Source organism: Erythrobacter sp. NE805 (assembly GCF_046452355.1).
Classification (GTDB): Bacteria; Pseudomonadota; Alphaproteobacteria; order Sphingomonadales; family Sphingomonadaceae; genus Erythrobacter.
On the sequence record NZ_JBKFDI010000004.1, the window covers coordinates 376,278 to 401,679 of the forward strand.

Sequence of the window (25,402 nt, forward strand, 5' to 3'; positions counted from 1 at the left end):
ACTTACACCGCCGAGCGCGATTTGCCCTGCGCTGCCGACGGTGATCGCCTGAGCACGCAACCGTCCAAAGTCGGCAGTCGGGCTCTGAAGGGTCGCTTGACGGCTCTCGGCTGAACCCACTGTTTGGCGAGGCCGCTTCTGGCGGCAGGATTGTCCCCGAGACCTTAGAACGACCGCTGCAACGTCAATCTTGCACTGAACGGGCTCTGCGGCGTGAATTGCCGGCCAGCGGCGAAACGCAGCGGGTTGCCATAAGCGAAGAGGTTGTCGCGCCGGTCGAGGAGATTGTCGATGTCGAGCCTGAGGTCGAACCCGGCCAGACGCGCCTGCGCGGTGAGGTTGCTTTCCAGCACCTTGCCCATCGGCTGGTCGATGGCAGGGTCGAAGCTCAGGCGTGCCGGGCCGAGATAGCGCAGTTGCACCCCGATGCGGGCAGGCGCACCGGCGAGCGTGAAGCGGTGGTCGAGCCCGCCGCGCAGGGTAAAATCGGGCACCACCGGCAGGTGCAGATCATCGCGGCCCAGCGGCACCGCAACGTTCACCAGCGTGGCATGGGTAAGGCTGCCCCCGGCATCCAGCCGCCAGCCGGGCGCCACGGGCACGGACGCGCTGGCTTCGGCGCCGATGATCCGCGCAGTGCCGACATTGGCGCTTTCCAGCAGTCCGTCGGGCCGCAGCAGATCGGACTGGATATTCTCCCAGTGCGAAAAATAGCTGCCCACCTCCAGCGTGCCGCCATCCGCCAGCGTTTCGCGCCATCCTGCCTCGATCGTCTGGAGCTCGTCGGCCTCGAGCGGCTCGAGGGTTCCGTCCGCCGCAATATCCGCGCCCCCCGGACGAAACGCCGACCCGTAGCGCAGATAGATCAGCCGGTCCGCGCGCGGGGTCCAGGCCAAGGCCATCGTCGGCGTGAAACCCCGCTTGGTCTGGCGGCGCGCAACGCGGCCGACCGCAAGATCGCGGCTTTCGAGCGTGGTGCTTGTGAACAGTCGCCCGCCGCCATCGAGCCGCAGGCTCGCGCTCAGCGGCAGCGAGATGTCCCCGAACAATGCGGTGTCGGCATTGGTGCGCCGGTCATCGTCGAGCACGAGGACGCCCGGCACGCTGAAGCTGTCGAGGCTGATGCGAAGTATCTGGCGCGCTTCGAGATGGCTGACCCCGATCAGCCAGTCCCCGCTCATGCCGAGGCTGCCGCTCAGCCGCGCCTCGCTGTCCCACACGCGGAACTGCCGGTCGTCGGCGAGGCGGCGGGGTTCGGCCAGCCCGAACCCTCGCGCGCCTTGCGTGGCATCGAAGGCTTCGCTGATCTCGTGCGTGGTGTAGCCGGTGCTGGCCGTCAGGTTGGCGCTGCCGATCCGCCCGGTCACCCGCAGCGTGCCGTGGGTGAGGTCATTGTCGTGCGGCTCGGCAAGCTGCGCGGGGCGGCTGCGCCTTTCGGGAGCGTAGACATATTGGGTGTCCTGCGAATCCAGCAATTGCAGCGCGCCGCCCGCCTCGGCTTCCCACCCGCCGCCGAGCAGCACCCGCACGCCGCCCCGCACGCCGAAGATCCGCGTGGCGTTGCCGTCGTCGCGCGGGCCGCTGTCGATCCAGCCTGCGTCATAGCCGCTGTAGCCGACCAGCCGCACCGCGGCGCTCTCACCGGCTAAGGGCAGGTTTGCGACAGCGGCGAGCGAATAGCCGGTGCTGCCCGCCGCCATCACCTGCCCGCCGGCCGACACCGTGAGACTGGTCTCGCCCGGTTCGGGCTTGCGGGTGACGATCCGGTAGATGCCGCCGAGCGCGCCGGAACCATAGAGCGAGCCTTGCGGGCCTTTCAGCACTTCGACCTGCTCGATATCCACCAGCCGCAGATCGGGATCGGGCGCGGTGTAGGTGAGGCGGCTGTCGTCGAGCACCACCGCGACGGTCGATTGTGTCTCGCCGTTGAAGGGGCTGTCGGCGATGCCGCGCAGGAACATGCGGTTTCGCCCCGGGCCCTGGCCGCTGAGGGAAAGTCCCTCGATGGATCCGGCGATACCGGCGCTGCCTTCGACGGTGCTGGCGATACTATCTGGGGCAAAGCGTAGCACGCTCGCCGCCATCGGCAGGCCCGCGAGATCGCGGGCGCGCTTGCTGGCGGTGACGATGATGGGCTCGCCGATCGCCTCGGGCGGCGGCGTAGCGATCGGCGGCGCAGGCGAGGCAGGGAGCGGCGGCGGAGCAGGCCGCGCGCGCTCGATCCGCCAGGCGCGCGGGCCGACGCGGCGCGCGGTGTAGCCCGATCCTGCCAGCAGGCGGGCGAGCGCGGCATCGACGCTCATCGGGCCCTTCACCCGCGGGGTGCGCAAGGCGGGCAGGCTGCCCTCGGTGCCGATCGACACCCCCGCCTCGCGCGAGAGTTCGGCGATGGCCGCGGGAAGCGAGCCCGGAGCGATGTCGATCTGTGCCGCGCCGGGCGGGGTCTGCGCCTCAGCGGGCGACCAGGCGATAGCCAGTACCGCTACGCTCAAGGCCAAGGCCCATGAGCTGCGCGAGATCGCGCACGGCGCCCTCGCCGTTCCCCACTGCCAGAGTGCCTGAGAACTGACGATTTGCGATCCCCTCGGACAGTTCGATCCGGACCCCGGCATAACGGGCGAGGTCGGCGGCGACCAGCCCCAATGCTTCGTTGCGATAGGTGAGCCGCCCCTCGCGCCATTCGCCCGCCTCGCCTTCTTCCAACGGACGGGTGACGGCGGTTCCGGCCTTCACATCGAGCCGGAAGGCGTGCCCGGCGACGAGCTGCACCGGCTTTTCGAGCCTATCGCTCGACAGGGCGACCTGCCCCTCGGCCACCTCAACGGCGACCTGACCGGCCGTCGTCTGCACATCGAAGCTGGTGCCGACATCGCTGATCGCGACCCCGCCCGCGTCAATCACCAGCTGGCGCGAGGGATCGTGGCGGATCTCGAACCATGCCCCGCCCTCGAGCGCGATGCGGTCCTGCCGGCGGCCTTCGATGGTGAGGCGGCTGTGCGGGGCGAGCGCAATCCGCGAGCCGTCGGCCAGCGCGATGGTCTGCGCCCCGGATTGCGTGGCATAGGTTACCGGCGCGGGGTCGGACAGCTGCGTGACAAGCGCAAGAGCCGCAAGGCTCGCCGCCAGCGCCCCGCCGCCCCACACCGCCCATCCGCGGCGGCGCGGCGGCCGCTCGTCGTCATTGGCGGCGAGGGGTGCGGGCGCTTCTTCCGCCATGCCGACTTCGCCGAGCGCGGCGTCGGTCAGCGCGATCTCGTCATAGGCGGCGCGGTGGCGCGGATCGGCGTCGAGCCAGTCGGCAAAGCCGTCCCAGTCCATGTCGTCGCTTGCGGTGGCGAGGTGCCATCGGGCGGCGCGCGCGGTGATCGTGTCTGCGTCCCTGTTCATGTCGTCTCGTCCTGGCGGCTGCCCCCGCGGTTGGTGTGTGGCTGTTCCCGAGACGCCGCCGCATCGAAAAATCCGCAGTCGGCGAGGCTGTCGCGCAGTTGCTTCATGGCGAGCGCGAGGTGCTTCTCGACGCCGCTTCGGGTGATGCCCATGACCTCGGCGATCTCGTGCTGTTTCATCCCCTCGAAGCGGTAGAGGCGCAGCGCCCGGCGCGCGCCGTCCGGCAGGCGGGTGATCGCCGCTTCGAGCACGGCCGCCTCCTCCGCCTCGAGCAGCGCTTCGTCCGCCCGTGGGGCCGGGTCGGGACGATTCAGCAGGTCGCCGCCCGCGTCCTCCTCCAGCCAGCGCCGGTCGCGGGTCATGGCCCGGCGCCGGGCGCGCAGGCGATCGAGCGCGAGGTTGTTGGCGGCGCGCATCAGATAGGCGCGACCATTGGCGATAGGGCCGGGATCGGTGTCGGCCAGCTTCAGCCACAATTCCTGAAGCAGGTCCTGTGCGACGTCGGCATCGCCGCAGCGCGAGGCGAGAAAGCGCAGCAACTCGCCCCGGTGCGCCTCGATCAGCGCCGCCAGTCCTGCGCTGGTGCGTCCGGGCCCCTCAGCCGTCATGGCACGGATCATAGGCAGGCCTCAGCCTTGGGCAATGGCGAAAAGCCCGACCGCGCCGAAGCCGACGGGTTCGCGATGGATGGCGATGCGATCGGGCTGGAAACCTCCGCCGACCAGCGCGGCGAGCAGCTCTTCCGGATCGTAGAGCCGGTGATATCCGGCGCGGGTGAAGCCCCATCCTGCCATCGTCTCGCGCGCGGTGACATAGGCGACGAGCCGTCCGCCGGGGGCGAGCATGGCATGGAGCGCGCGCAGCATCGCACCGTCGTCTCGGGCGAAGTAGAGTACGTTGAGCGCGAGCATCGCATCGAAGCGGCGCGCGCCAGGCCCGTGCTGCTCGACCGTGCCGCGCAGGAGTTCGGCGCGCCCGCCCAGATGCCGCCGCGCGTCGGACAGCATCCGCTCGGAGGGATCGATACCGGTCACCCTGCAATCGGCCCGCGCCAGCACCTGCCCGAGCGCGCGGCCGGTGCCGCAGCCTGCATCGCAGACGGTCTCTCCGGCACGCGGGTCGAGCAGCTCGACCGCACGGCGCGTCGGCCGGCGGTTGGCGAGGTCCATCGCCTTGCCGAGAAGCAGCCCGCCCACCCCAGACGGGTGAGCGAGCTGCCGCGCCAGCGTCCGGGTCAGTCCCCTGGCGGTCACGGTCAGCGCAGCTTGGCGAGCAGCGCCTGGATCTCGCGGCGACGGCCCGCATCCCATGCCGGCCGGGCGGGATCGTGCGCGGCGCGCAGAGCCTTTTCGGCGAACAGCTTGGCGCTGGCATCGTCGCCTTGATCGTGGAGGAAGTCGGCATAGAAGTAGTTGGCATCCATCCCTTGGGGGTCTAGCGCCAGCGCCTCCTTCAGCAGCTTCTTCGCCTTGGCATCATCACCGAAGCCGATCGGCGATCCGGGCACCTTGTAATAGAGCACACCAAGGCTCATCGCCGCCCCGCCGGCGGCCACCCTGGGGTCGATGGCATAGGCCTTGACGAGAATGTCGCGCGCTTCCTTGGCCAGGCCGAGCTGGTGGAACATGTTCGCGCGGTTGGCCTGTTCGCTGGTAACGATGCCCTGCCACAGCAGCGGTTCGGCCTTGCCCGGATAGCGCGCAACCAGCGCGGCGGCCTGCGCGGCCAGCTTGTCGAGCGCCTTGGTCTGGGTGCTCGATCCCTTCACCTCGTAGGCGATGTGCGCCCAGCCGTCGTTGATGGCCTTCACGTCCTCCTTCATGCCGGCAAAGGCGGCGGCGGGGGTGAAGGCGAGCAGCGCGGCGGCGGCGGCAAGCTTGAGGCGGGTGGGGATGGTCTTCATGGTTCAGGCTCCTGTGAAAGGCAGTTGGAATTCGGCGCGCGCCTTGCGCACCTGAGGGGCAAGGCCGGTGTCGATCAGCCCGGGGGCGAGCGAGTTGAGCGCGGCGTAGATCCGCTCCATCCACCCGATCGACACAGTCTCGCGGCGGGCGAGGATGGCGCGGGCGATGCGGTCTGCGACCCATTCGGGCTCGTCGGCCTTCATCCCCGTGATCTCGAGGAAGCGGTTGACCTGTGCATTGTTGAACGGTGTCCTCGCCGCGCGCGGATTAACGTGGGTGACCACCACCCCGCTCCCCGCCAGCTCGCGCCGCAGCGCCTGGCTGAGGGCGGCGAGACCCGCCTTGCTGCTCGAATAGGCGGCGAACCACGGATAGGGGATCGCGCCGAGCACCGAGCCGATGTTGACGATCTGCCCGCTGCCCCTTGCCTGCATCGGCGCTGCCACCGCGCGGACGAGGATCGCGGGGACGAGCAGGTTGACGCGGTAGCACAGGGCCAGGGCCTCGTCGGGCTGGCTCTCGTGGAGACCGAAGCGCATCACCCCGGCGATGTTGACGAGGATGTCGGGCGTGTCCTGCGACAGCCTTGTGGCCAGCGCGGCAAGCGCGGCATCGTCGGCCAGATCAGTGACGATGCTCGCATCGCAATCGGCGCAAGGCACGCGGTCGATCCCGATCACCAGCGCGCCTGCCGCCCGCATCGCCCGGGCGACCGGCGCGCCGAGCCCGCCTGCCGCGCCGGTGATCGCGACAATCCTTCCCTCAAGCGGCTTCATGGGCTTGGGCCTCCAGATCGAGCCCGGCGAACATCCCGCCGAACAGGCCGAACATCTCGCGCGCCATCTGGGTGATCGCGGCGCGGTCTTCCTCGTGCGGGAGCCCGTCGACAAGGTTTGCGAAGAACACGATGTGATCCATGTCGAGCGCGCCGTGCGAGGTCAGGTAGGTGAAGGCTTGCGGGGGCAGGCCGAGCTTCTCGGCCACCGCGCCGGCTCCGCGTGAGGCGAGGGCGACGGAGACGCTTTCGAGCACATAGACCATCCCGAAGAAGGCCACGGGGTTGCCGCCCCGGATCGTCTCGTAGGCGTGAGCGACCATCGCGGCGGTGGCGGGTGCCGGGGCGCTGCGGCGCACGGCTTCGGCATCCCCGCCGGCGACCGCGATGTCGGAGAGGATCCACTCGTCGTGGCCGGTCTCCTCCTCGATGTATTCATCGAGGGCTTCGACCAGCTCCGGACGGTGGAGAAGCCGCGCGCGGGCCTCCTCCATCAGCGGCACGGTGTGGCGCACATGGTGCCAGGCCTGCGCGAGGTAGTTGCGATAGACCGTGAGGCTGATGTCGCCGGAAAGCCCCGCCTGCACCTGCGGCACGGCGAGGAAGCGCAGCCGGTCACGGATCGTCGCTGCCTCGAGCTGCTTGGAGAAGCTCAGCTCCCCGGACAGCCAGTGGTCGGCGATGGCCTTGCGGCGCAGGCGGCCATTGCCGGTGAGTTGGCCGTTCATCGGGGTGAAGTGCGCCACCTCCCGCCACGCGGCGACCTGCGCATAGTCGGGCAGCGCGTCATTCGCCCGGGCGACGGCGGCGGCGATGTCGGCATCGGCATGGGCCGGAACGATCAGCGCCTCGGGCTGCGGCAAGCCTTCGCCGTGGACCATCGCCTGGAGGATCTCCGGCTGCATGACGAGCGCACTCTCGATCCATTCGGGCGAGATGTTACGGCCGTAGCTGGTGACGATGAGGTTCGACTTGCGGCCCTCGATCCACAGCTGCCCGGCCGCGTCGATCCTGCCGATGTCGCCGGTCGCATATTCGCCGCCCGCCGAGGGCGCGCCGATCGTGCCGAGGCATTGCGGGCCGGACAGAATGATCTCGCCATCCTTGGCGATGCGCGCGGTGACATGGGGGAGGAGCTGGCCTGCCGAACCCGTTCCCACCGGCTGCTCGCTCTCCAGCGAGACCACCGAGCCGAATTCGGTGAGGCCGTAGCCCTGCCGCACCGGCAGCCCCAGCGAACGCGCGTGCTCAACCAGTTCTGCGGGAACACGCGCGCCGCCGACCGCGACCAGCGTCAATTGGGGGAGACGCCGGCCGCTGCGGACCATCTCGCGGACGAGGCCGCCGAGATATTCGGGAACGAGGATGAGCGAGGTGATGCGGCCGGTCTCGATGGTGTCGAGCATCGCGGCGAAGTCGGGGCGGAAGGGATCGGCAAGGCCCACGGCGGCCTGCGGCGGGCAGACATAGGTGCCGCCCGCAAGCATCGTCGGGAACAGCCCGCCGACCGTCTCCAGCAGGATTCCCGGCGGCAGCAATGCAAGGTGGCGCCCGGCATGGTGCGCCCCGACGCCTGCGACGATCGCAGCGGCCACTTCCAGCATATGCGCAGCCGAAAGGCACACGCCCTTGGGATCGCCGGTCGAGCCCGAGGTGAAGGTGATCCGCGCCGTCCCCTCCGGCAACGGTGCGGGCGCGGCCCTGCGGCGGCGCAGTGTCTCGCCCTCCTCGAACACCGCCGCGATGCCGCTTGCGGCGAGCGCCCCGCGGGTCTGCTCGGGCGTGAAGAAGCGCGGGAGCGAGAGCACCGGCAGGCCGGCCTCGAGCAGCGCCAGTTCGAGGACCGTGGCCGTCACCCCGTGATCGCACTGGAGCGCGACGGCTTCTCCCTGCGGGAAATCGGCATGCAGCTGCGCCGCCGCCGTCTCGACCTGCCCCAGCAGTCCCGCATAGGACACCGGCGTGCCAACCAGCGGATCGATGGCGATCCGTTCGGGGATCGTGGCGGCGTGACGGCGCAGGGTTTCGATCATCAGGGTCATGCAGCAACTCCGGTGCGACGGTTGGCGAAAAAGCGGGCGATGGCCTCCTGCCCGGCAGCGATGCGGCCAGCGCAGACCTGCGGGTCGGCGTCGTAATAGGAGCCCCAGCTTGCGCGCTCGGCGGGAGACGGCAGCGCGGGTGCGAGCACCGCGATCGGCAGGCCGATGCGCGCGAACATCTCCCTGAGCGGAGCGGTCAGCGTGGCGACCGCGAATTCCATCTCGGCGCCGAGATCATTGGCCGCCCGGCTCCACAGCTTGACCGCAGCCCAGCCGTTGCAGGCAGCCAGATTGCCCAGCTCGACGATCTGGGAACGCCCCACCCGGCAGCCGAACGCCGCGCCGACCAATGTCTCGACAGGCGCGTCGAGATAACGCTCGAGGAACAGCGGCTCAGGCCCGGCGCGGGTGTAGCCCAGCACGGCGAGCGGCACTTCGGCCCGGGTCTCGGACAGGAACTGTTGGGAGGCAGGATCGATGCAGGCACCGAAGGCCCGCGAATAGGTCTCGCACACAAGTCGCCGCTGGGGATCGGTCACGCCGTTGCTCCTTTGCTTCGGAGCCATGACGCCGCCGCCCGCGATGATCCGCAGTCGGCCAGCATGATTTTTTTCGTTGTACGATTAGATCAGGATCACTGGACCGCAGTCTGCGACAGCAGGATCTCCAGCTTCGAGTTCAGTGTCGGCATCTGGGCGCAGCGTTTTGATGCGCCCCGACAGACAGGCGAAGGCTCATGCTCGCTGCCGCCAGAAATCTGAACAAATGTTCGCATAGGGACTCGACTCCTATCTGAACGTATGATCAGATATCTTCATGCCCGATCTGCACCATCATCACCATGCCCCGACAATGCCGGGCGACGACTGGCCTGCGTTCCTCGATGCAGCCCATCAGATGACCAACGCCTCGTGCTGCGGCGGGGGCGGCGGCGGGAGCGCGCCTCTGGCGAGCGGCGCGACGAAGCCTGCCGTGCTGCTGGACAAAGGCTTTGCCGCCTGGCGCGACAGCGTGGCTGGGGCGCGTCCAAAAGTCCCGGTGGAACGCGGGCCATTCGTCCTGCCGGGCGTCACCCTCCATGAGGCGGGCCGTGCACCGGAAGGGCTGGTCGATCTGTTGGTCGAGGGCGGGCGGATTGCCGGTATCCACGCGCCCGGCACCATCGGCGGCGCGGTGCGGGTGATCGAGGCACTGCGCGGCCATGTCGTCACAACCGCGCTGACCGACATGCATATCCACATGCCGCCGGACAACATCCTGCGGCTGACCCCGCTGTTCATGCTGCTGAACCTGCGCTTCGGGGTGGTGCGTGCGCGCGATGCGGGCGATCCGGACGGTTCGTCGACCCCGGCGGCGCTGGCACTGGTCCAGTCGGGCGCGCTGCCCGGACCGCAAATCCACTACGCCTACGCCTTCGTCGGTGACGGTCGCGCCCGCTGGGGCAACACCATCGCCATGACGCGCCCGGACGAGGCCGAGGCGATTGTCGATCGCCTCAAATTCGCCGGCGCAAGCTGGATCAAGGCCTACGAGAACCTCGATGCGCCGCGCATCGCCGCCCTGTGCCGCGCCGCCGAGGCTGCGGGGATGCAGGTCATGGGGCACGTTCCGACGCCGCTCCGGCTCGAGGATGCGCGCCTTCCCGATGCGCAGCACGGTTTCGGCATCCCCGGACCCGCCTCGCTGCGGCGCGATCACATCCTCAATCGCAACATCGACTGGCAATCGGTCGATCGCGCGCGGATCGAGCAGGTGATCGAGGGATGCCTCGCCCACGGCCTTGCCATGACACCCACGCTTGTCACCACCCGCGGCTTGCTGCGGATGGAGGATTGGGAAGCACAACGCACCGCGCCCGACACCCGGCTGCTGCCCGGCTTCTACACCGACATCGTCTGGCACCCTGACCACGGCCTGCCGGTCTATCGCGGCATCACGCCCGAGGATTTCGACCGCGCCCGCGATGCCTTTGCGCGCAAGATCGAAGTGGTGGGAGAGGCGGTCAAGGCGGGCGTCGACCTGAGGCTCGGCACCGATACCCAGCAACCCTTCATCATCCCCGGCATCGCCCTGCATGACGAGATGCGCGCCTTCGAGGCGGCCGGTGTCCCGCGCGAGCAGGTGTGGCGGATGGCGGGGCCTGAAGCGTCGCGGAAGCTTGGTGTCGAGGATGCGGGCCGGATCGCGGTCGGCCAGCGGGCGGACCTGATCGTCACCCAGCGATCGCCCTTTGCGCCCGATTGGTCGCCCGACACGATCAAGGCGACGATCTGCGGCGGGGCGTGCCTCTTCGCAAGCGACCTCGACAGCGCGATCCGGGTTGAGCAGCGCCGGTTCGAGAACCGCTTCTCCCGCCATCTGGTCCGCTGGCTGGCGCGCTTCTCGCTGAACAAGGCCGCGCGCGATTTCGTTGGCTGATCCTCAGGAAACCTCGCACATGACCAGACCCCGCGCCGAATCCCGCATCCTCGACGCTGCCGCGCGCCGCGCGCTCGGCGGCACCTTTGCCGAATTGCCGCAGGGCTTCGCCCGCTATCGCTTGCAGGGGCCTAGCGATGGCGATCTCGTGGTGCTGATCCACGGCTATTCGGTGGCATCCTTCGTCTGGGAGCCGCTCGAAAAGCTGCTCGCGGCGCAGGGGTTCGCGACGCTGTCATACGACATGCCGGGGCACGGTCTCTCCGACAGGCCGCAGACCGAATATACCCGCGAACTGTTCCGCGATCACCTTGCCGCGCTGATTGCGGCGCTGGCACCCGATGCGCGGCTGCATCTGGTCGGCTGGTCGATGGGCGCCATGGTCGCCAGTGCGTTTGCCGTGCGGCACAAGGACCGGGTGGCCTCGCTGTTCTTTGTCTCGCCCTCGGGCCTGCCGATCCGCATCGGAATGCTGGGTCGGACGGCCTTCGTCCCGGTGCTGGGAGACCTCGGCTTCGCGATGATTGGCAGCGCATCGCTCAGGGCGGCGCAGGCCAACTTCTTTGCTGACGGGAAGGTGCCGCAGCCATTCCTCGACCGCTACGACCGGCAGGCGGCGTTCAAGGGGTTCGCCCGCGCGATGCTCTCGACGCTGCGGTGCATGAACATGGACGATTTCCGCGAAGGCTATGCGGCTTTGGGCGCATCGGACCTGCCGGCCGAGGTTGTCTGGGCGCGCGCCGACCGAGCGACGCCCTTTGCCAACCACGAAACCTTCGCCCGGCTCGTGCCGCAAGCGCGGATCCATCCGCTGGACGGGGTGGGGCACGCCAGCCAGTTCGAGGCACCCGATCTGATTGCCTCCCACCTCGTCCCCTGGCTCAGGGAACGGATCGGCTAGTGAGGTTGCGGGCGTAGCGCGCGGGCAACGAAGCTGCCGACCAGATCGGCGACATCGGCAAGATAGCGCCCGCGTTCGGCGGCATCGCGCGCCGGGACGCCTGCCATGGCACCGATCAGGGCGTGCTGCGCGATTGTCAGCACCTCCTCCCGCCGCCCGGTCTCGGTCTCCGCGCAGCCCTTTGCGAAAGCGTCCGAGACCATCCCCCGGATCATCTCGCGCAGAGCACCTGCGAGCGCCGCGCGCGGACCGTCGGGCTGGGGACGGACGAGGCACAGCGTCTCGGGCCGTGCCGCTTGCAGCGCAACCACGCCGTCCATCAGCGCGGCGAAAAAGGCGACCGGGTCGCGGCGCGCAAGATCGGGCGACAGGCGCGGCGCGAGTTCGGCCACGGCGTCATCGGTAACCTGATCGACGATCGCTGCACCAAGATCGTCGAGATCCGCAAAGAATTGGTAGATCGCCGCCGGAGAGCACCCCGCACGCCGGGCAAGCGGGCGCATCGCCAAGGCCTCGCCATCTTCGGCGATCATGGCGATCGCGGCCTCGATGATCCGGCCCTTGGTCGCCACCCCGTTGCGACGGACCGGGGTGCGCGGGGAGGGGCGTTGCAATTTATCTGAACTAGTGTTCACAAAAGACTCGCAATTACCTGAACGCCTGTTAGCATAGTTTGGTCATTCCCGACAGGAGAAACCGCATGGCGGCTTGGATCGTGCTAGGCGCATTGGTGGGGCTCGCGCTAGTGTGGACCGTGCTGGTCCGCACCGAGACCTTCACCGCAGAGCATATCTTCGGGACGCGCAGCACACCGCGCCCGCCCGTCCCGTCCGGCGCGCTGGCGCTGCACGACACGCTGATCGTTGCCGACCTGCACGCGGATTCGCTGATCTGGCGGCGCGATCTGCTCCACCGCAGCGACCTTGGCCATTTCGACTTCCCGCGCATGGCTGAAGGCGGTGGCGCCGTGCAGGGATTTCTGGTGGTGACCGAAAGCCCCAAGGTGATCACCGGCGGCGGCATCTCGGACAAGAGCGACCAGCTGACCGCGCTCGGCATCGTCGACCAGTGGCCGCTGCGCGCCATCCTCGACCAGACCGAGCGCGCGCTCTATCTCGGGGGCAAGCTGCACCGCTTTGCCGCACGTTCGGGCGGGACGGTGCGCCTGATCCGGACTGCGCAGGATCTGGCCGCGATGCTCGCCGCCCGGCAGGCCGATCCCGCCGTGCGCGGCGCCTATCTCGGGCTCGAGGGGGCGGATGGCACCGGCTACCGGATCGAAAATCTGGCGCGCCTGTTCGCCGCCGGGTTTCGCATGACCGAGTTGTGCCATTACACCGATACCGCCTTCGCCGGATCGTCCTCGGGCGTCTCCGGGGCCGGGCTGACGCCGCTCGGCTGCGAGGCGGTGCAGGAGCTGGATCGGCTCGGCATGATGATCGACCTTGCCCATGCGTCCCCCCGCACCGTGTCGGACGTGCTGGCACTGAGCCCGCGCGCGCCGCTGGTCACCCATACCGGCAGCGCCACCTGCCACCACGATCCCAAGTGCCTGCCCGACGAGCTCCTCAGGGAGATCGCCGCGCGTGGGGGGATCATCGGTCTGGGCTTCGTGCCCGACTATGTGGGTGAAGGGGAACTGGGTGCCATTTCCCGCGTGCTCGACCATATGATTGCCACGCTCGGCTCTCAGGCCGTGGCGCTGGGTTCGGGCTTCTGCGCGCTGGCGCAGCCGGTGCCCGTCCACCACCTGCCGCGCATCACCGCGGCGCTGCTCGGATCGGGCCATAGCGAGACGGTGATCGCACAGGTTATGGGCGGGAACGTGATCCGCTATCTCTCGCAGAATCTTCCCGGCGGAGGGCCCGCCGGGACGAGTCATGAGCGCAAACGGGAGGCGCAAGACGCATGAGCCTGACTTTCGAGGAATATGTCCGCCACGACGCCACTGGCCTCGCCGCGCTGGTGCGGGCGGGCGCGGTGACCGCCGCCGAGCTGGTCGAGGTCGCGATCGCCCGCGCACAGCAGGTGAATCCGCCGATCAACGCCATCGCTCATCCGCTGTTCGACGAGGCACGCGCCGCTTCTGCGTTACCGATCACCGGCCCCTTCGCCGGCGTGCCCTTCAGCATCAAGGACCTGAACCACCCGGTCGCCGGCGCGCCGCTGACCCATGGCAGCCGCGCCTTTGCGGGCAATATCGCGGCAGAGGACGGCGAGGCGACCACCCGCTTCCGCGCCGCCGGGCTGGTGCCGATCTGCATCTCGACTTCGCCCGAATTCGGCCTCTCGGTCACCACCGAAAGCACCCTGTTCGGCGCGACCCGCAATCCATGGGACCTGTCGCGCTCGTCCGGGGGGTCGTCGGGCGGAGCCTCGGCGCTGGTCGCTGCGGGGGTGATGCCGATGGCCCATGCGACCGACGGGGGCGGCTCGATCCGGGTGCCGGCTGCGTGCTGCGGGCTGTTCGGTCTCAAACCCTCGCGCGGGCGCACACCGATCGGGTATGGCCGCACCGAGGGATGGGGCGGGCTGACCGCGAGCTTCGCCATAACCCGCTCGGTGCGCGATGCCGCGCGGTTGCTCGATGCGGTGGCGGGCGCTCCGGCGGGAGCTCGGTCTGTCGCGCCCTCGCTGGCCGGGAGCGCATCCGAGGCGATCGAGCGCGCGCCAGCGCGGCTGAGGATCGGCATCCCACGTCAGCTGTTGGCCGCGGCCAATCTGCACCCGGATTGCGCCGCTGCTCTCGATGACGTGGCCCGGCTTCTCTCCGATCTCGGGCATGGTGTCGAGGAATGCCAGCTCGACCTGTCGGGGCTGGCAGAGGCCATGACAGTCACGGTGGCCGCACACACCGCGGCCCTGCTCGACTCGCATGGCGCCGCGCGGGGCAAGCCAGTGGAAATGGACGAGATCGAGCAGGTCACCGCCGCGCTGGTGGCGCTCGGGCGCGCTGCGGCGGCGACCCAGCTGATCGCCGCCGACGGCGCCTTCCAGCAGGCCGCGATCCGCATGGCCGAACTCCACCAGCGGTTCGACCTGATCCTCACCCCGACCCTCGCCCAGCCGCCCGCGCCCATCGGCGAGGTTGCGCTGATGCGCGATCCGCTGAGCTATGCCAGCGCCTTTGCCGCCTATTGCCCCTTCACCGCGATCGCCAACCAGACCGGGCAGCCCGCCATGAGCGTGCCGCTCCACTGGAATGCCGAAGGCCTGCCGATCGGTATCCAGTTCATCGGCCGCCTGGGTGAGGAAGCGGTGCTGCTGTCGCTCGCTGCCGAGCTGGAGCAGGCGCGCCCCTGGTTCCACCGGCGCCCGGTGCTCTAGAGCCGCTCGCGCCCCTCGGCATAGCCGCGCGCGATCGCCTGATACATCCGTGCGTTCATCAGGTTTCCTTCCGAACAGTCCCGCTCGCGGATCAGGCGGGCGGGGCTGCCGGCGATCACCGAATTGGGCGGAAATTCCTGCCCGGCGCGCACCAGGCTGTGTTCGGCGACGATCGAATTGTCGCCGATCACCGCCCCGTCCATGATGGTGGAGCCGATGCCGATCAGGCAGCGGTTCCCGATGGTGCAACCGTGGAGCGTCACGCGGTGGGTGATCGAGCAATCCTCGCCGACGATGGTGGGCGTGGTGCTGCCGATGTGGATCATCACGAAGTCCTGGATATTGGTGCGCGCGCCGATCCGGATCTCGTAGGCTTCCGAACGCATCACGACATAAGGAAACAACGAGACATCGGGGCCGAGCGTGATGCGGCCATAGAGCAGGGCGGTCGGGTGAACGAATGCGGCCTCAGCGGTGTCGATAGCGCTCATCTGGTGGTGATCCCCGTTATCAGTCCTTCGGCCGGACCATCGTCCAGAAGCGCGGACCGCCGGGCACCTGCCATTCGTCGACGATGGCAAAGCCGAGCCTTTGGTAAATGGCGACATTGCTCTGCTTGGCGGTCTCGAGGCAGGTGTCGACCCCGAGCCGGTTCGCCTCGGCAATCCCGGCACGGATCGCACGGCCGCCCCAGCCCTTGCCCTGCGCCTCCGGGCGCACTGCGGCATAGCGCAGGTAGAGATGGTCTTCGCCAGCGGGCACGTGCCGGGCGAGGTGCTTTCCGACTTTGTCCGCGCGGCCCAGCGCCGTGCCGAAGATCCGCACCATCCGCCACAATTCGGCCGGAGTCAGCGGATCGTGGTGGTGCACCTTGCCCGGCAGCCGCCACAGCGTCACCGCCTCGCGCTCCGGCGCGGCGAGGATCATGCCGTGGCGCAGATGATCGGCGAAGAGCCAGTCGAAAAAGCGCGGCAGGCGGCGGCCGCGCGTTATCGGATCGGGGAGAATCCATGCGAGCGCGGGATCGTCCTGAAACGCCAGCGCCAGCGTCTCCACAGCGCGGGTGCGCATTCCGGTCGCGCCGTCGATGATGCTGTGCGGCTGGGTCATGACGGGAAAGGTGCCTGCTTCACCGCAAGGCCGAAGCCCACGCGCACCGCGAAGGCGAAGCGCCCGCCGGGGACGGCCTTCGCCTCTTTCTCGAGACGGCGGATCAGTTCGGCCTTGAAGGCCCCCCGCGGGTGCTCGCGCAGCACGCCGGTCACGAAGTCCTTGGGCAGATGCGCGAGCCTGAGGCCGGTCAGATCGACCATCGCGCCATACTGGGTATAGGCGCCCAGCACCCCGTCGCGTGCTGGCGTGACGCCGATGGTGGTGTGCACGATCAGCGCATCGGCGAGGTGATCGCCCACCGCTTCGGGCTGATGCGCATCGCAGGCGCACTGGCGCGCGGCAGCGGCGCTGCGCAAGGTGAAGTCCTCTCCCGCAATATCCTTCATCAGGCCGACATCATGCAGCAGTCCGCAGATGTGAAGCAACTCCGGATCGGGCCTGTGCCCGTCGATATGCGCCAGCGCCCGGGCGAAGATCGCCGAGCGATAGCCGTGCGCAAGCAGCGCCCGGCTCTGCGCCAGCGCGGCTTCCTCGGCCAGCTGCACCAGCTTGCTGTCCGGCACGGGCGGCAGGTCGTCAACCCGGCCCGGGCGCTGGAGGAAAGGAAGCATCCGCTGCCACAGGTTCTGCACTTGGCTGCGCGAGGCGATAGCGAGGCCGCGCGCGCATTCGCGCCCGGTCATCACCCCGCCGCTGCGGGCCAGCCAGCCGGGGCCGCCGAAGCGGGAAGGATCGGGGAGCGGGGGGAGCGGATGCTGCGTCACGAATCTAAGTCCTGATTTGGAACCTAGCCTTGGATGCGCTATCTCGGTTCGTATGTCAAACCCAGCCTCGTCCGATCCCGTCGTCCGTGCCGCACCCGTCCCGCGTGACCGCTGCGGCATGGCGCTCGCCTGCGAGATGCTCGGCGACCGCTGGACGATGCTGGTGATCCGCGAGGCTTTCTACGGCGTGACCCGCTTCGACGATCTGCGCAGCGATCTCGGCGCACCGCGCGGCATCCTGAGCGCGCGGCTCAAGGCGCTTGTCACGGCGGGCGTGCTCGAGCGGCACCCCTATCGCGAGGGCAAGGCGCGGGTGCGGCACGAATACCGGCTCACCCAGCGCGGGCAGGAACTCGCCCTGCCGCTGATCGCACTGATGGAATGGGGCGACCGGCATTTGCAGGACGCACCTTCGCCCTTGCAGATTTACAGCAAGGCCAGCGGCGCGCCCTTGCGGGTGGCACTGGTGACGCCCGAAGGGCAGGCGGTGCCGCGCGAGGATGTGACCTATGCCGTCGCGGAAGACCCGATCATCTCGGTTTGAGCGTCCATGCACAACACCGAAGTGCGGTGCAAAAACCTGTGCACGCGCCGGTGGAAAAGCTGCGCAAGTCGGGCCGCCGTCATGCGCCCGGAAGCCAATCGGATCGTGGTGCCGAAATCAGGACCCCGACAGCGTGCCGCCGCAGGGTGCCACGGGGTTTCGACGGGAAGAGAAACTCGTCATTTTCCAGGTGGCTGGATCCGAAGGGTTTCGTGGCTGGGGCGGAAGGATTCGAACCTTCGCATGGCGGTACCAAAAACCGCTGCCTTACCGCTTGGCTACGCCCCAGCAGGAAATGCGCCCTATAGCGGCTCGATCGGCGATGTGAAGGGGGCGATGCGTCCGCCTCGCCCCCTTTCGCGTGAGGGCGCCTCAGTCGAGCCGCTTGCCTTCGAAGTCGGCCGCCGAGTGGCGTTCGCGCAGCTGCGTGTCCGGCTCGCCCCACACCTTGTTGACGATCCGCCCGCGCTTCACCGCGGGCCGCGCGGCGATCTCCTCGACCCAGCGCGCGACGTTCTTGTATTCGTCGATCGATAGGAAGGTCTTGGCATCATTGTAGATCGTGCCGAAGACGAAGGGCGCCAGCCAGGGGAAATTGGCGATGTCGGCGATGGTGTATTCCTCGCCGCCGAGGAACCGCGACTGCGCGAGGCGCTGGTCGGCGACGTCGAAGATGCGCTTGGTCTCCATCGCATAGCGATCGATCGCATATTCGATCTTCTCGGGCGCATAGGCGTAGAAGTGGCCGAAGCCGCCGCCCATGAAGGGGCCGGATGCCACTTGCCAGAAGGTCCAGGAGAGCACCTCGGCCCGGGCCGCGGGATCGGTGGGGAGGAACAGGCCGAACTTTTCCGCGAGGTGGACAAGGATCGCCCCGCTCTCGAAGATGCGGAACGGCGTCTCGCCCGAGCGGTCGAGGAGGGCGGGGATCTTGGAATTGGGATTCACGCCGACGAAGCCGCTGGTGAACTGCTCGCCTTCCGAGATGTTGACGGTCCAGGCGTCGTATTCGGCGCCCTTGTGGCCCGCCTCGAGCAGCTCCTCGAGCATGATCGTCACCTTCACCCCGTTCGGCGTTGCGAGGGAATAGAGCTGGAAGGGATGCTCGCCGACCGGCAGGTCCTTCTCCTCCCGCGCGCCGGCGGTCGGGCGGTTGATGGTCGCGAAGCGGCCGCCGTTGACGGTGTCGGGGCTCCACACCTTGGGGGGCACGTAGGGGGAATCGGCCATGAGCAGTCTCTCCTTTCGGCGCGCGGGAAGCGCGCGCTGTCGTGATTGCAGAGGTGGCGCGGGCGGGGCGGGGCCGCAAGGTGGAACATCGCGCTGCCTCGCCCGCTTTTGCTTGCCCATGGAAAAGCTGGTCTATGTTGACGACAGCCTGCCCGGCATCACCCGGCGGCGGGCGGGGAAGGGCTGGGCCTATTTCGACCCCGCCGGGGCGCTGATCACCGACGCGAAGGAGAAGCAGCGCCTCAACGCCATCGCGCTCCCGCCCGCCTACCGCGACGCGTGGTTCTGCCCGGCCCCCAACGGCCACATCCTCGCGACCGGGATCGACGACGCGGGGCGCAAGCAATACCGCTATCACCCCGATTTCCGCGCCCAGCAGGAGGGCGCGAAATACGATGCCTGCGCCTCCTTCGGCAAGTTGCTGCCGCTCGTAAGGAAGCGCGTCGAGGAGGACCTCGCCGGGCGCGGCGTCCCGCGCGAGCGCACGCTGGCGGCGGTGGTGCGCCTCCTCGACCTCTCGGCGATCCGCATCGGCAACGAGCAATATGCGAGGTCCAACTACAGCTACGGCGCGACCACGCTGCGCGCCGACCATGCCGAGGTCGGGCGGCGCAGGCTGAAGCTCCACTTCGTCGGCAAGGGCGGAAAGGAGCACGATCTCGAGGTCGAGGACGCCAATCTCGCCGCCGCGGTGCGCCGCATGGAGGATCTCGGGGACGGCGACGATCATCTCTTCAAGTACGAGGACGAAGACGGCGGCGTGCATCCCGTCACCTCGGCCGACGTCAATGCCTACCTGCGCGAGACGATGGGCGAGGCCTTCACCGCCAAGCACTTCCGCACCTTCCATGCGAGCAGCCTCGCCTTCGAGAAGCTCGCCACCGGCCCCGGTCACGTGAAGCTCAAGGAAATGCTCGAGCACGTCTCCGAGGCGCTCGGCAACACCCCGGCGATCGCCCGCAGCTCCTATATCCACCCCGCAGTGATCGCCCGGATCGAGGGGCAGGAGGACTGGCGCGCCGGTCTGAGGCTGCCCCGCCGGACCCGCTGGCTGACCCGCACCGAACGCGGGCTCATCGCCTTTCTCGAGGAATGCGGGACCGCCAGCGACTATCTCGGCGGGGCGGCGGACTGAGGCTGCACCCTAGGCAGCGGCGCGGCGGCGCGTTACAGCCGCCCGCAAGGAGACCCGCGAGGCATGACCGAGGCCCACCCCTTCCATGACATGCACGAGCACGGCTTCGTGCGCGTGGCGAGCGCGACCCCCTGCACCCGCACCGCCGATGTCGCCTATAACACGGCGGGCGTGCTGGAAGAGGCGAGGAAGGCGCACGCGGCGCACGTCGACCTTGTCGTATATCCCGAGCTGACCCTGTCCTCCTACGCGATCGACGACCTGCTGCTCCAGAACACCATCCTCGAGGCCGTCGAGCAGGCCATCGCCGAGGTGGTCGCCGCCTCGGCCGAGCTCCATCCGGTGCTGGTCGTCGGCGCGCCGGTCCGGCGGGCGGACAAGGTCTACAACTGCGCGGTGGTGATCGCCCACGGGCAGATCCTCGGGGTGATCCCCAAGAGCTTCCTCCCCAATTACCGCGAGTTCTACGAGAAGCGCTGGTTCGCCCACGGGCGCGGCTGCACCGACCTGTGGATCGGGCTCGCGGGAGAGGAGGTGCCCTTCGGCACCGACCTCGTCTTTGCCGCCGCGAACCTTGCAGGCTTCCGTTTCGGGGTCGAGATCTGCGAGGACTTCTGGGCGCCGATCCCCCCCGGCATGACCGCCGCGCTCGCGGGCGCGCTGATCCTGTGCAACCTCTCGGCCTCACCCGTCACCATCGGCCGCGCCGACGACCGGCACCTTCACGCCCGCTCCTCCGCCGCGCGCGCGATCGCCGCCTATGTCTACTCGGCGAGTGGGCACGGCGAGAGCACCACCGACCTTGCGTGGGACGGGCAGGGGATGATCTACGAGATGGGCGTGCTGCTCGCGCAATCCGAGCGCTTCGACCGCGCGGGCGAACTCACTATCGTCGACATCGACACCGAGCGCCTCGTCGCCGAACGCTCGCGCAACCAGACTTTCGCCGATGCCGCCGAGTGGGCGGGGCACCCCGAGGACGCCTACCGCAAGATCGTCTTCGAGCACGCCTATGCCGCGGGCGACATCGGCCTCCTGCGCCCCGTCGCGCGCTTCCCCTTCGTCCCCGACCGCCCCGAGAAGCTCGACGAGGACTGCTACGAGGCGTTCAACATCCAGGTCGATGCGCTGATGCGGCGGATGGAGTCGACCGGGAGCAAGTCGCTGATTATCGGCGTTTCCGGGGGGCTCGATTCGACCCACGCGCTGATCGTCGCGGCCAAGGCCTGCGACCGGCTGGGGATGCCGAGGACGGCGATCCGCGGCTACACGATGCCGGGCTTCGCGACCTCGGAGGGCACCAAGGCGAATGCGCACCGCCTGATGGAGGCGCTCGGGATCACCGCAGGCGAGATCGACATCCGCCCGGCGGCGCGCAAGATGCTCGAGGACATGGACCACCCCTTCGGACGGGGCGAGCCGGTCCACGACGTGACCTTCGAGAACGTCCAGGCGGGCTTGAGGACCGACTACCTCTTCCGCCTTGCCGGGCAGCACAAGGGCTTCGTGGTCGGCACCGGCGACCTCTCCGAGCTGGCGCTCGGCTGGTGCACCTACGGCGTGGGCGACCACATGAGCCACTACGGCGTCAACGCGGGCGTGCCCAAGACTCTGATTCAATACCTCATTCGCTGGGTGATCGCGACCGGCCAGTTCTCCGACGCCTGCGGCGAGGTGCTTGGTGCGGTGCTCGCAACCGAGATCAGCCCCGAGCTCGTCCCGCCGGGGGCCGAGGGGCAGATGCAGTCGACCGAGAGCCTCGTCGGGCCCTACGAACTCAACGACTTCTTCCTCCACCACGTGGTGCGCTTCGGCGACCGGCCCTCGAAGATCGCCTTCCTCGCCTGGCACGCCTGGAAGGACGCTTCGGTAGGAATGTGGCCCGCGGGCTTCCCTGAGGAAGCGAAGAACGCCTACGATCTCGCCACGATCGCGCTGTGGCTCGACCGCTTCTGTGCGCGGTTCTTCGGCTTCTCGCAGTTCAAGCGCTCGGCGCTGCCCAACGGGCCGAAGGTCTCCTCGGCCGGAGCCCTCAGCCCGCGCGGCGACTGGCGGATGCCGTCGGACGCGGTGGCGACCGTCTGGCGCGAGGAGCTGCGTCGCGCCGTGCCTCAGGACATTGCGCAAGGGTTGCCGCCAAGCCCCTGATCCGATGCCGAAAAGCCTGCCCCTCTCCGCGCTCGGCATCATGCTGTTCTGCAACGTCGCCTGGGCGATGAACGTCGTGGTCAGCAAGATCGCGGTGGCGAGCCTCGGCGTGCCGCCGCTGTTCTACACCGTGCTTCGCTCGGTGACGGTGCTGGCGGTGCTCTTCCCGCTGCTGCTCAAGGGTCGCCCCGAGCGCCTCGGCCTCGTGCTGCTGATCGGTTTCGCGATCACCGGGGGGAGCTTCGGCCTGCAATTCGTAGGACTTCAGACCGCAAGCCCCTCGGCGGTCGGGATCGTCAACCTATCGGGCGCGCCGCTGACGGTGCTCTTCGCGATCCTGTTCCTCGGCGAGGAGGTGCGCTGGCGGCGCGGGCTCGGGATGGCGCTGGCGCTCGGCGGCGTCGCGCTCGCGATCGGGGCGCCTTCGGGGAACAATGATCCGGTCGGGCTCGGCTTTGCCTTCGCGGGGGTGCTGATCGGGGCCTTCGCCTCGGTCTTCGTCAAGCGGATCGACATCGGTGCGGTTAGCCTGCAAGCTTGGGCCGCGGTGGCGTCGCTCGGCATCATGCTGCCCGCCTCGCTGGCGCTGGAAAGCGGTCAAATAGAGGCACTTGCCGCCGCCCCGCTAGCGGTCGCCGGGTGCGTGCTGTTCGCCGGAGTGGTCGTCTCGGTAGGGGCGCACTCGGCCTATTTCCGGCTGTTCCAGCGCCATGACGCGAACCTCATCGTGCCGCTCACCCTGCTCACCCCGCTGCTCACCATCGCCTTCGGGACGTGGCTGACCGGCGACCATGTCGGCTGGCCGCTGATCGTCGGCGGGCTGATGGCGCTCGCCGGGGTGACGATCATCGTCGTCCGCCCGAGCCGCACCTTCCCCAAAGCGCAGCTCGCCAAGGAGTCCTGACCCCATACCTTTGTTTCACGTGAAACATCGCCGCAATCGGGGGTCTGGAGGGGGTGTGAAGGGGGTCTGACGGGGGTCTGGAGCCGGCTGGGCCGGGGGCTGGGCCTTGCCTGCGAGGGGCAATGCTATAGGCTGCCTCCTTGCCGGCGGCCACGGGGGCATCGGTCGGCGCGTCCGGGGGGCATCACGCATGAACCATTCCGCAGGCAGCCCGGCGCGGCTGGTGCTCGAGCGCAGCCGGCCCCTGCGGCTCTTCACCCTGTTCATCCTCTATGTCGGGCAGGGGATGCCGATCGGGCTGTTCTGGTTCGCGGTCCCGGCGTGGATGGCGGTGAACGGCGCATCGGCCGCCGACATCGGGACGGTCGCCGCCTGGACCGCGCTCCCGTGGTCGCTGAAGCTCGTCAACGGTTTCTTCATGGACCGCTACACCTACCTGCCGATGGGCCGCCGCCGGTTGTGGATCATCGCCGCGCAGATGACGATGGTCGCCGCGCTGCTCACCGCGGCGCTGGTCGACCCCGGCGCGCGCGATACGGCGATCCTCGCCGCGATCGGCTTCGCGGTGAATGTCGCCACCACCTTCCAGGACGTCGCGGTCGACGGGCTCGCGGTCGACATCATGTCCGAGGACGAGCGCGCGCGCGGCAGCGGCATGATGTTCGGCGGCCAGTCGATCGGCATCGCCGGGGCGACCGCGATGGCGGGCCTCGTGATCGAGCGCTTCGGCGCCCCCGCGGCCTTCGCCCTCGTCGCCGCGCTGATGTTCGCACTCGGTTCCTACGTCACCCTGTTCCGCGAGCGCGAGGGCGAGCGCCTGATGCCATGGACCCAGGGCGAGGCGCTCGAGCGCAACCGCGCGATCCAGCTCGAGGCGTGGTGGCCGCTTCTGCGGACGACCTTCGCCTCGCTGATGAAGCCGGTCAGCGTGCTGTTCGTGCCGGTGTTGTTCATGCAGGGCTTCTTCTACGGCGGGATGGTCGGCGTCACCCCGCTGATCGGGGCGAATGCCGCGGGGCTCGACACGGCCACGATCGCGAGCCTCAATGCCACTGCGAGCCTCGTCGCAGGCGTGCTGGCGATGACGCTCGGCGGCTGGCTCGGCGACCGCTACGGGGCCAAGCGGATCGTGATCCTGTGGCTCGCGGGAGAGCTGGTGCTGGCGGCGGCGATGTTCGCAGGCCAGCACCTGTGGGGCGTGAGCGGCGTCTTCGTGGGCTTCATCACCGCGTGGATCGCGCTCGACCTGCTGCTGACCGTCGCTTACCTGCCCATCGCCATGCGGCTGTGCGCGCCGAGCGTCGCGGCGACCCAGTTCACGATCTACATGGCGCTCTCGAACCTCGGCATCTCGGCCGGGGCGGCGGTGCTCGGCCAGGCCGATGCGCTGGGCGGCCTCGCGATGGTCTTCCCGGTGATCGGGGCGGGGAGCGTGCTCGCGCTGGCGCTGATGCTGACGGTCAAATTCCCGCGCCGCCCGGAATACTACGCCCGCCAGGCCGCGGCGGCGAAGGTGTTCGACAGCAGCGCCCCCGTCCCGGCGGACGGAGGCGCTGCCTGAGGGTCTCAGCTGCGGGGCGGCTCAGCCGCGGTCGAGCGAGAGGCGCCCGGGCCCGAAGGCGGCGAGCTGGAACATCCCGCCCGCGATAGCGAGGTTCTTGAGGAAGTTCGTGAACTGCATCTGGTCGGCGAAGTCGGCGTGGAAGATCGCCGCGGCAAGGATGCTGAACACGCCGAGCGCGGCGGCCGCGGCGCGGGTCCGGTAGCCCGCGATCAGCAGGCCCGCGCCGATCACCTCGAGCGCGATGGTGGCGTAATAGATGCCGGCCGGGAAGGGCAGGCCGACGCTCGCGATGTAGCCGATTGTCCCCTCGGCTGCGGCGAGCTTGCCGAGGCCCATGACGAGGAAGATCGCGGCGAGCAGCAGGCGCGCGGCGAGAGCGACGGCGTCCTGCGTCGAGGTGGCGGGCGAGGTCTCGGAGAGAGTGGCGGTGGTGTCGTTCATGGCTGGTGTTTCCCTGTTACTGCAAGGTGAAGCGGGTGGGCGGGGGACGGTGCGACCCGCGTCGGCCGCCCCCCGCCCGTCGGGGGCTGGTCAGGCCGCGATGCGCGCGGCGGTCTCCTGCGCGGCGGCGATCTTGGCCTCGCCGCCTTCGCCCATGATCCCGTCGGCGGCGACCACCGCGACATCGGTGATCCCGAGGAAGCCGAGGAAGAACCTGAGCCAGCCGCTCATGAAGTCGATCTCGCTGCCCACCTGCGTGCCCCCGGTGGCGATGGCGAGGTAGGCCTTCTTGCCGGTGAGCAGGCCCTCGGGGCCGTTCGCGGTGTAGCGGAAGGTCGTCCCGGCGCGGGCGACGAGGTCGGCCCAGGCCTTGAGCGTGGCGGGCGGGCCGAAGTTGTAGACCGGGGTCGCGATGACGATGGCGTCGGCAGCCATGAGCTCGGCGATCAGCTGGTCGGCGATCGCGGCAAGCTCGGCCTGCTCGGGGGTGCGCTCGGCGGCCGGGGTGAGGTTCGCCGCGAAGCGCTCGGCGCTGACGTAGGGGAGGTCGTTGGCGGCCAGGTCGCGGGTGGTAACGCTCGCGCCGGTTTTGGCGGCGAGGCCTTGGGCGATCCGCTGGCCGAGCCCGCGCGAGACGCTCTCGGCGTCGGCGCGGATCGAGGCGGTGACGTAGAGGATGTTGCTCATGGGAGGGTCCTTTCTTGATCTCCCCTCCCGCTTGCGGGAGGGGTTGGGGGTAGGCAGGCGGGGGTGGGCAGGCGTGGGGAGGCGCCCCCCCCCCCCCCCCCCCCCCCCACGGGAGGGG

The 25,402-nt window shown here is 69.1% G+C and carries 24 protein-coding genes and 1 tRNA gene; 9 read left to right on the top strand and 16 right to left on the bottom strand.

The annotated features are described in order from the left end of the window. Window positions 1-164: 164 nt before the first annotated feature. Genes ACLBKU_RS15865 through ACLBKU_RS15900 form a run of 8 tightly spaced genes read right to left on the bottom strand, consistent with a single transcriptional unit; the run spans window position 165 to window position 8,647 of the window. Window positions 165-2,492 (bottom strand): TonB-dependent receptor domain-containing protein, encoded by a 2,328-nt coding sequence (locus ACLBKU_RS15865; RefSeq protein ID WP_410180530.1) that lies wholly within the window; start codon window positions 2,490-2,492, stop codon window positions 165-167. Further along, window positions 2,452-3,387: a FecR family protein gene (locus ACLBKU_RS15870; RefSeq protein WP_410180531.1), complete on the bottom strand. Its 936-nt coding sequence runs from the start codon at window positions 3,385-3,387 to the stop codon at window positions 2,452-2,454. Before ACLBKU_RS15870 ends, ACLBKU_RS15865 begins: the two co-directional genes overlap by 41 nt. Further along, on the bottom strand, window positions 3,384-3,995 hold the full coding sequence (locus ACLBKU_RS15875; RefSeq protein WP_410180532.1) for an RNA polymerase sigma factor: 612 nt from the start codon (window positions 3,993-3,995) through the stop codon (window positions 3,384-3,386). Before ACLBKU_RS15875 ends, ACLBKU_RS15870 begins: the two co-directional genes overlap by 4 nt. A gap of 21 nt (window positions 3,996-4,016) precedes the next feature. Continuing rightward, on the bottom strand, window positions 4,017-4,640 hold the full coding sequence (locus tag ACLBKU_RS15880; RefSeq protein WP_410180533.1) for a class I SAM-dependent methyltransferase: 624 nt from the start codon (window positions 4,638-4,640) through the stop codon (window positions 4,017-4,019). 2 nt (window positions 4,641-4,642) lie between these two features. Beyond that, on the bottom strand, window positions 4,643-5,290 hold the full coding sequence (locus ACLBKU_RS15885) for a tetratricopeptide repeat protein (protein WP_410180534.1): 648 nt from the start codon (window positions 5,288-5,290) through the stop codon (window positions 4,643-4,645). A gap of 3 nt (window positions 5,291-5,293) precedes the next feature. Next, window positions 5,294-6,067, bottom strand: a complete 774-nt coding sequence (locus tag ACLBKU_RS15890) for an SDR family NAD(P)-dependent oxidoreductase (RefSeq protein WP_410180535.1) — start codon at window positions 6,065-6,067, stop codon at window positions 5,294-5,296. Beyond that, window positions 6,054-8,108, bottom strand: a complete 2,055-nt coding sequence (locus ACLBKU_RS15895; protein WP_410180536.1) for an AMP-binding protein — start codon at window positions 8,106-8,108, stop codon at window positions 6,054-6,056. The genes ACLBKU_RS15890 and ACLBKU_RS15895 overlap by 14 nt, the downstream gene beginning before the upstream one ends. After that, window positions 8,105-8,647 carry a thermostable hemolysin gene (locus ACLBKU_RS15900; protein ID WP_410180537.1) on the bottom strand — a complete coding sequence of 181 codons (543 nt, stop codon included), beginning with the start codon at window positions 8,645-8,647 and terminating at the stop codon, window positions 8,105-8,107. Before ACLBKU_RS15900 ends, ACLBKU_RS15895 begins: the two co-directional genes overlap by 4 nt. Window positions 8,648-8,924: 277 nt before the next feature. Between ACLBKU_RS15900 and ACLBKU_RS15905 the strand changes: the two genes are divergently transcribed. Both ACLBKU_RS15905 and ACLBKU_RS15910 read left to right on the top strand, forming a co-directional pair. Next, window positions 8,925-10,526, top strand: a complete 1,602-nt coding sequence (locus tag ACLBKU_RS15905) for an amidohydrolase family protein (protein ID WP_410180538.1) — start codon at window positions 8,925-8,927, stop codon at window positions 10,524-10,526. Window positions 10,527-10,545: 19 nt separating this feature from the next. Beyond that, window positions 10,546-11,427 (top strand): alpha/beta fold hydrolase, encoded by an 882-nt coding sequence (locus ACLBKU_RS15910; protein WP_410180539.1) that lies wholly within the window; start codon window positions 10,546-10,548, stop codon window positions 11,425-11,427. Here the strand turns inward: ACLBKU_RS15910 and ACLBKU_RS15915 are convergent. Continuing rightward, window positions 11,424-12,041 carry a TetR/AcrR family transcriptional regulator gene (locus tag ACLBKU_RS15915; protein ID WP_410180540.1) on the bottom strand — a complete coding sequence of 206 codons (618 nt, stop codon included), beginning with the start codon at window positions 12,039-12,041 and terminating at the stop codon, window positions 11,424-11,426. The genes ACLBKU_RS15910 and ACLBKU_RS15915 overlap by 4 nt on opposite strands. Before the next feature lie 86 nt (window positions 12,042-12,127). Here ACLBKU_RS15915 and ACLBKU_RS15920 point away from each other — a divergent pair, with 86 nt between their 5' ends. Then, window positions 12,128-13,339, top strand: coding sequence for a dipeptidase (locus ACLBKU_RS15920; RefSeq protein WP_410180541.1), 1,212 nt, complete (start codon window positions 12,128-12,130; stop codon window positions 13,337-13,339). Then, window positions 13,336-14,754 carry an amidase gene (locus ACLBKU_RS15925; protein ID WP_410180542.1) on the top strand — a complete coding sequence of 473 codons (1,419 nt, stop codon included), beginning with the start codon at window positions 13,336-13,338 and terminating at the stop codon, window positions 14,752-14,754. Before ACLBKU_RS15920 ends, ACLBKU_RS15925 begins: the two co-directional genes overlap by 4 nt. On the opposite strand, the gene ACLBKU_RS15930 is transcribed toward ACLBKU_RS15925, so the two are convergent. From ACLBKU_RS15930 to ACLBKU_RS15940, 3 genes are read right to left on the bottom strand one after another with little or no spacing between them, the layout of a single operon-like run. Then, window positions 14,751-15,245 (bottom strand): gamma carbonic anhydrase family protein, encoded by a 495-nt coding sequence (locus ACLBKU_RS15930; protein ID WP_410180543.1) that lies wholly within the window; start codon window positions 15,243-15,245, stop codon window positions 14,751-14,753. The two genes, ACLBKU_RS15925 and ACLBKU_RS15930, sit on opposite strands and share 4 nt — an antisense overlap. 19 nt (window positions 15,246-15,264) lie before the next feature. Next, entirely contained in the window at window positions 15,265-15,864 is a 600-nt protein-coding gene (locus ACLBKU_RS15935; protein WP_410180544.1) for a GNAT family N-acetyltransferase, read from the bottom strand. Further along, window positions 15,861-16,631, bottom strand: a complete 771-nt coding sequence (locus tag ACLBKU_RS15940; RefSeq protein WP_410180545.1) for an HDOD domain-containing protein — start codon at window positions 16,629-16,631, stop codon at window positions 15,861-15,863. Before ACLBKU_RS15940 ends, ACLBKU_RS15935 begins: the two co-directional genes overlap by 4 nt. A gap of 52 nt (window positions 16,632-16,683) precedes the next feature. Between ACLBKU_RS15940 and ACLBKU_RS15945 the strand changes: the two genes are divergently transcribed. Beyond that, window positions 16,684-17,175: a winged helix-turn-helix transcriptional regulator gene (locus ACLBKU_RS15945; protein ID WP_410180546.1), complete on the top strand. Its 492-nt coding sequence runs from the start codon at window positions 16,684-16,686 to the stop codon at window positions 17,173-17,175. Between the two features lie 213 nt (window positions 17,176-17,388). Here ACLBKU_RS15945 and ACLBKU_RS15950 read toward each other — a convergent pair. Continuing rightward, window positions 17,389-17,463 (bottom strand) — tRNA-Gln (locus tag ACLBKU_RS15950). Between the two features lie 84 nt (window positions 17,464-17,547). Then, window positions 17,548-18,405: a glutathione-dependent disulfide-bond oxidoreductase gene (gene yghU / locus ACLBKU_RS15955; RefSeq protein ID WP_410180547.1), complete on the bottom strand. Its 858-nt coding sequence runs from the start codon at window positions 18,403-18,405 to the stop codon at window positions 17,548-17,550. A 118-nt stretch (window positions 18,406-18,523) separates the two neighbouring features. On the opposite strand from yghU, the gene ACLBKU_RS15960 reads away from it, so the two are divergent. The 4 genes from ACLBKU_RS15960 (at window position 18,524) to ACLBKU_RS15975 (ending at window position 24,153) form a co-directional block, all read left to right on the top strand. Then, on the top strand, window positions 18,524-19,540 hold the full coding sequence (locus tag ACLBKU_RS15960; protein WP_410180548.1) for a DNA topoisomerase IB: 1,017 nt from the start codon (window positions 18,524-18,526) through the stop codon (window positions 19,538-19,540). A 63-nt stretch (window positions 19,541-19,603) separates the two neighbouring features. Further along, on the top strand, window positions 19,604-21,688 hold the full coding sequence (locus ACLBKU_RS15965) for an NAD(+) synthase (protein ID WP_410180549.1): 2,085 nt from the start codon (window positions 19,604-19,606) through the stop codon (window positions 21,686-21,688). Between the two features lie 4 nt (window positions 21,689-21,692). After that, window positions 21,693-22,592 carry a DMT family transporter gene (locus ACLBKU_RS15970; protein WP_410180550.1) on the top strand — a complete coding sequence of 300 codons (900 nt, stop codon included), beginning with the start codon at window positions 21,693-21,695 and terminating at the stop codon, window positions 22,590-22,592. 190 nt (window positions 22,593-22,782) lie between these two features. Continuing rightward, window positions 22,783-24,153 (top strand): MFS transporter, encoded by a 1,371-nt coding sequence (locus tag ACLBKU_RS15975; RefSeq protein WP_410180551.1) that lies wholly within the window; start codon window positions 22,783-22,785, stop codon window positions 24,151-24,153. A gap of 21 nt (window positions 24,154-24,174) precedes the next feature. On the opposite strand, the gene ACLBKU_RS15980 is transcribed toward ACLBKU_RS15975, so the two are convergent. Further along, entirely contained in the window at window positions 24,175-24,597 is a 423-nt protein-coding gene (locus tag ACLBKU_RS15980) for a DoxX family protein (RefSeq protein WP_410180552.1), read from the bottom strand. Window positions 24,598-24,687: 90 nt separating this feature from the next. After that, window positions 24,688-25,284, bottom strand: coding sequence for an FMN-dependent NADH-azoreductase (locus ACLBKU_RS15985; RefSeq protein ID WP_410180553.1), 597 nt, complete (start codon window positions 25,282-25,284; stop codon window positions 24,688-24,690). Window positions 25,285-25,402: the final 118 nt, after the last annotated feature.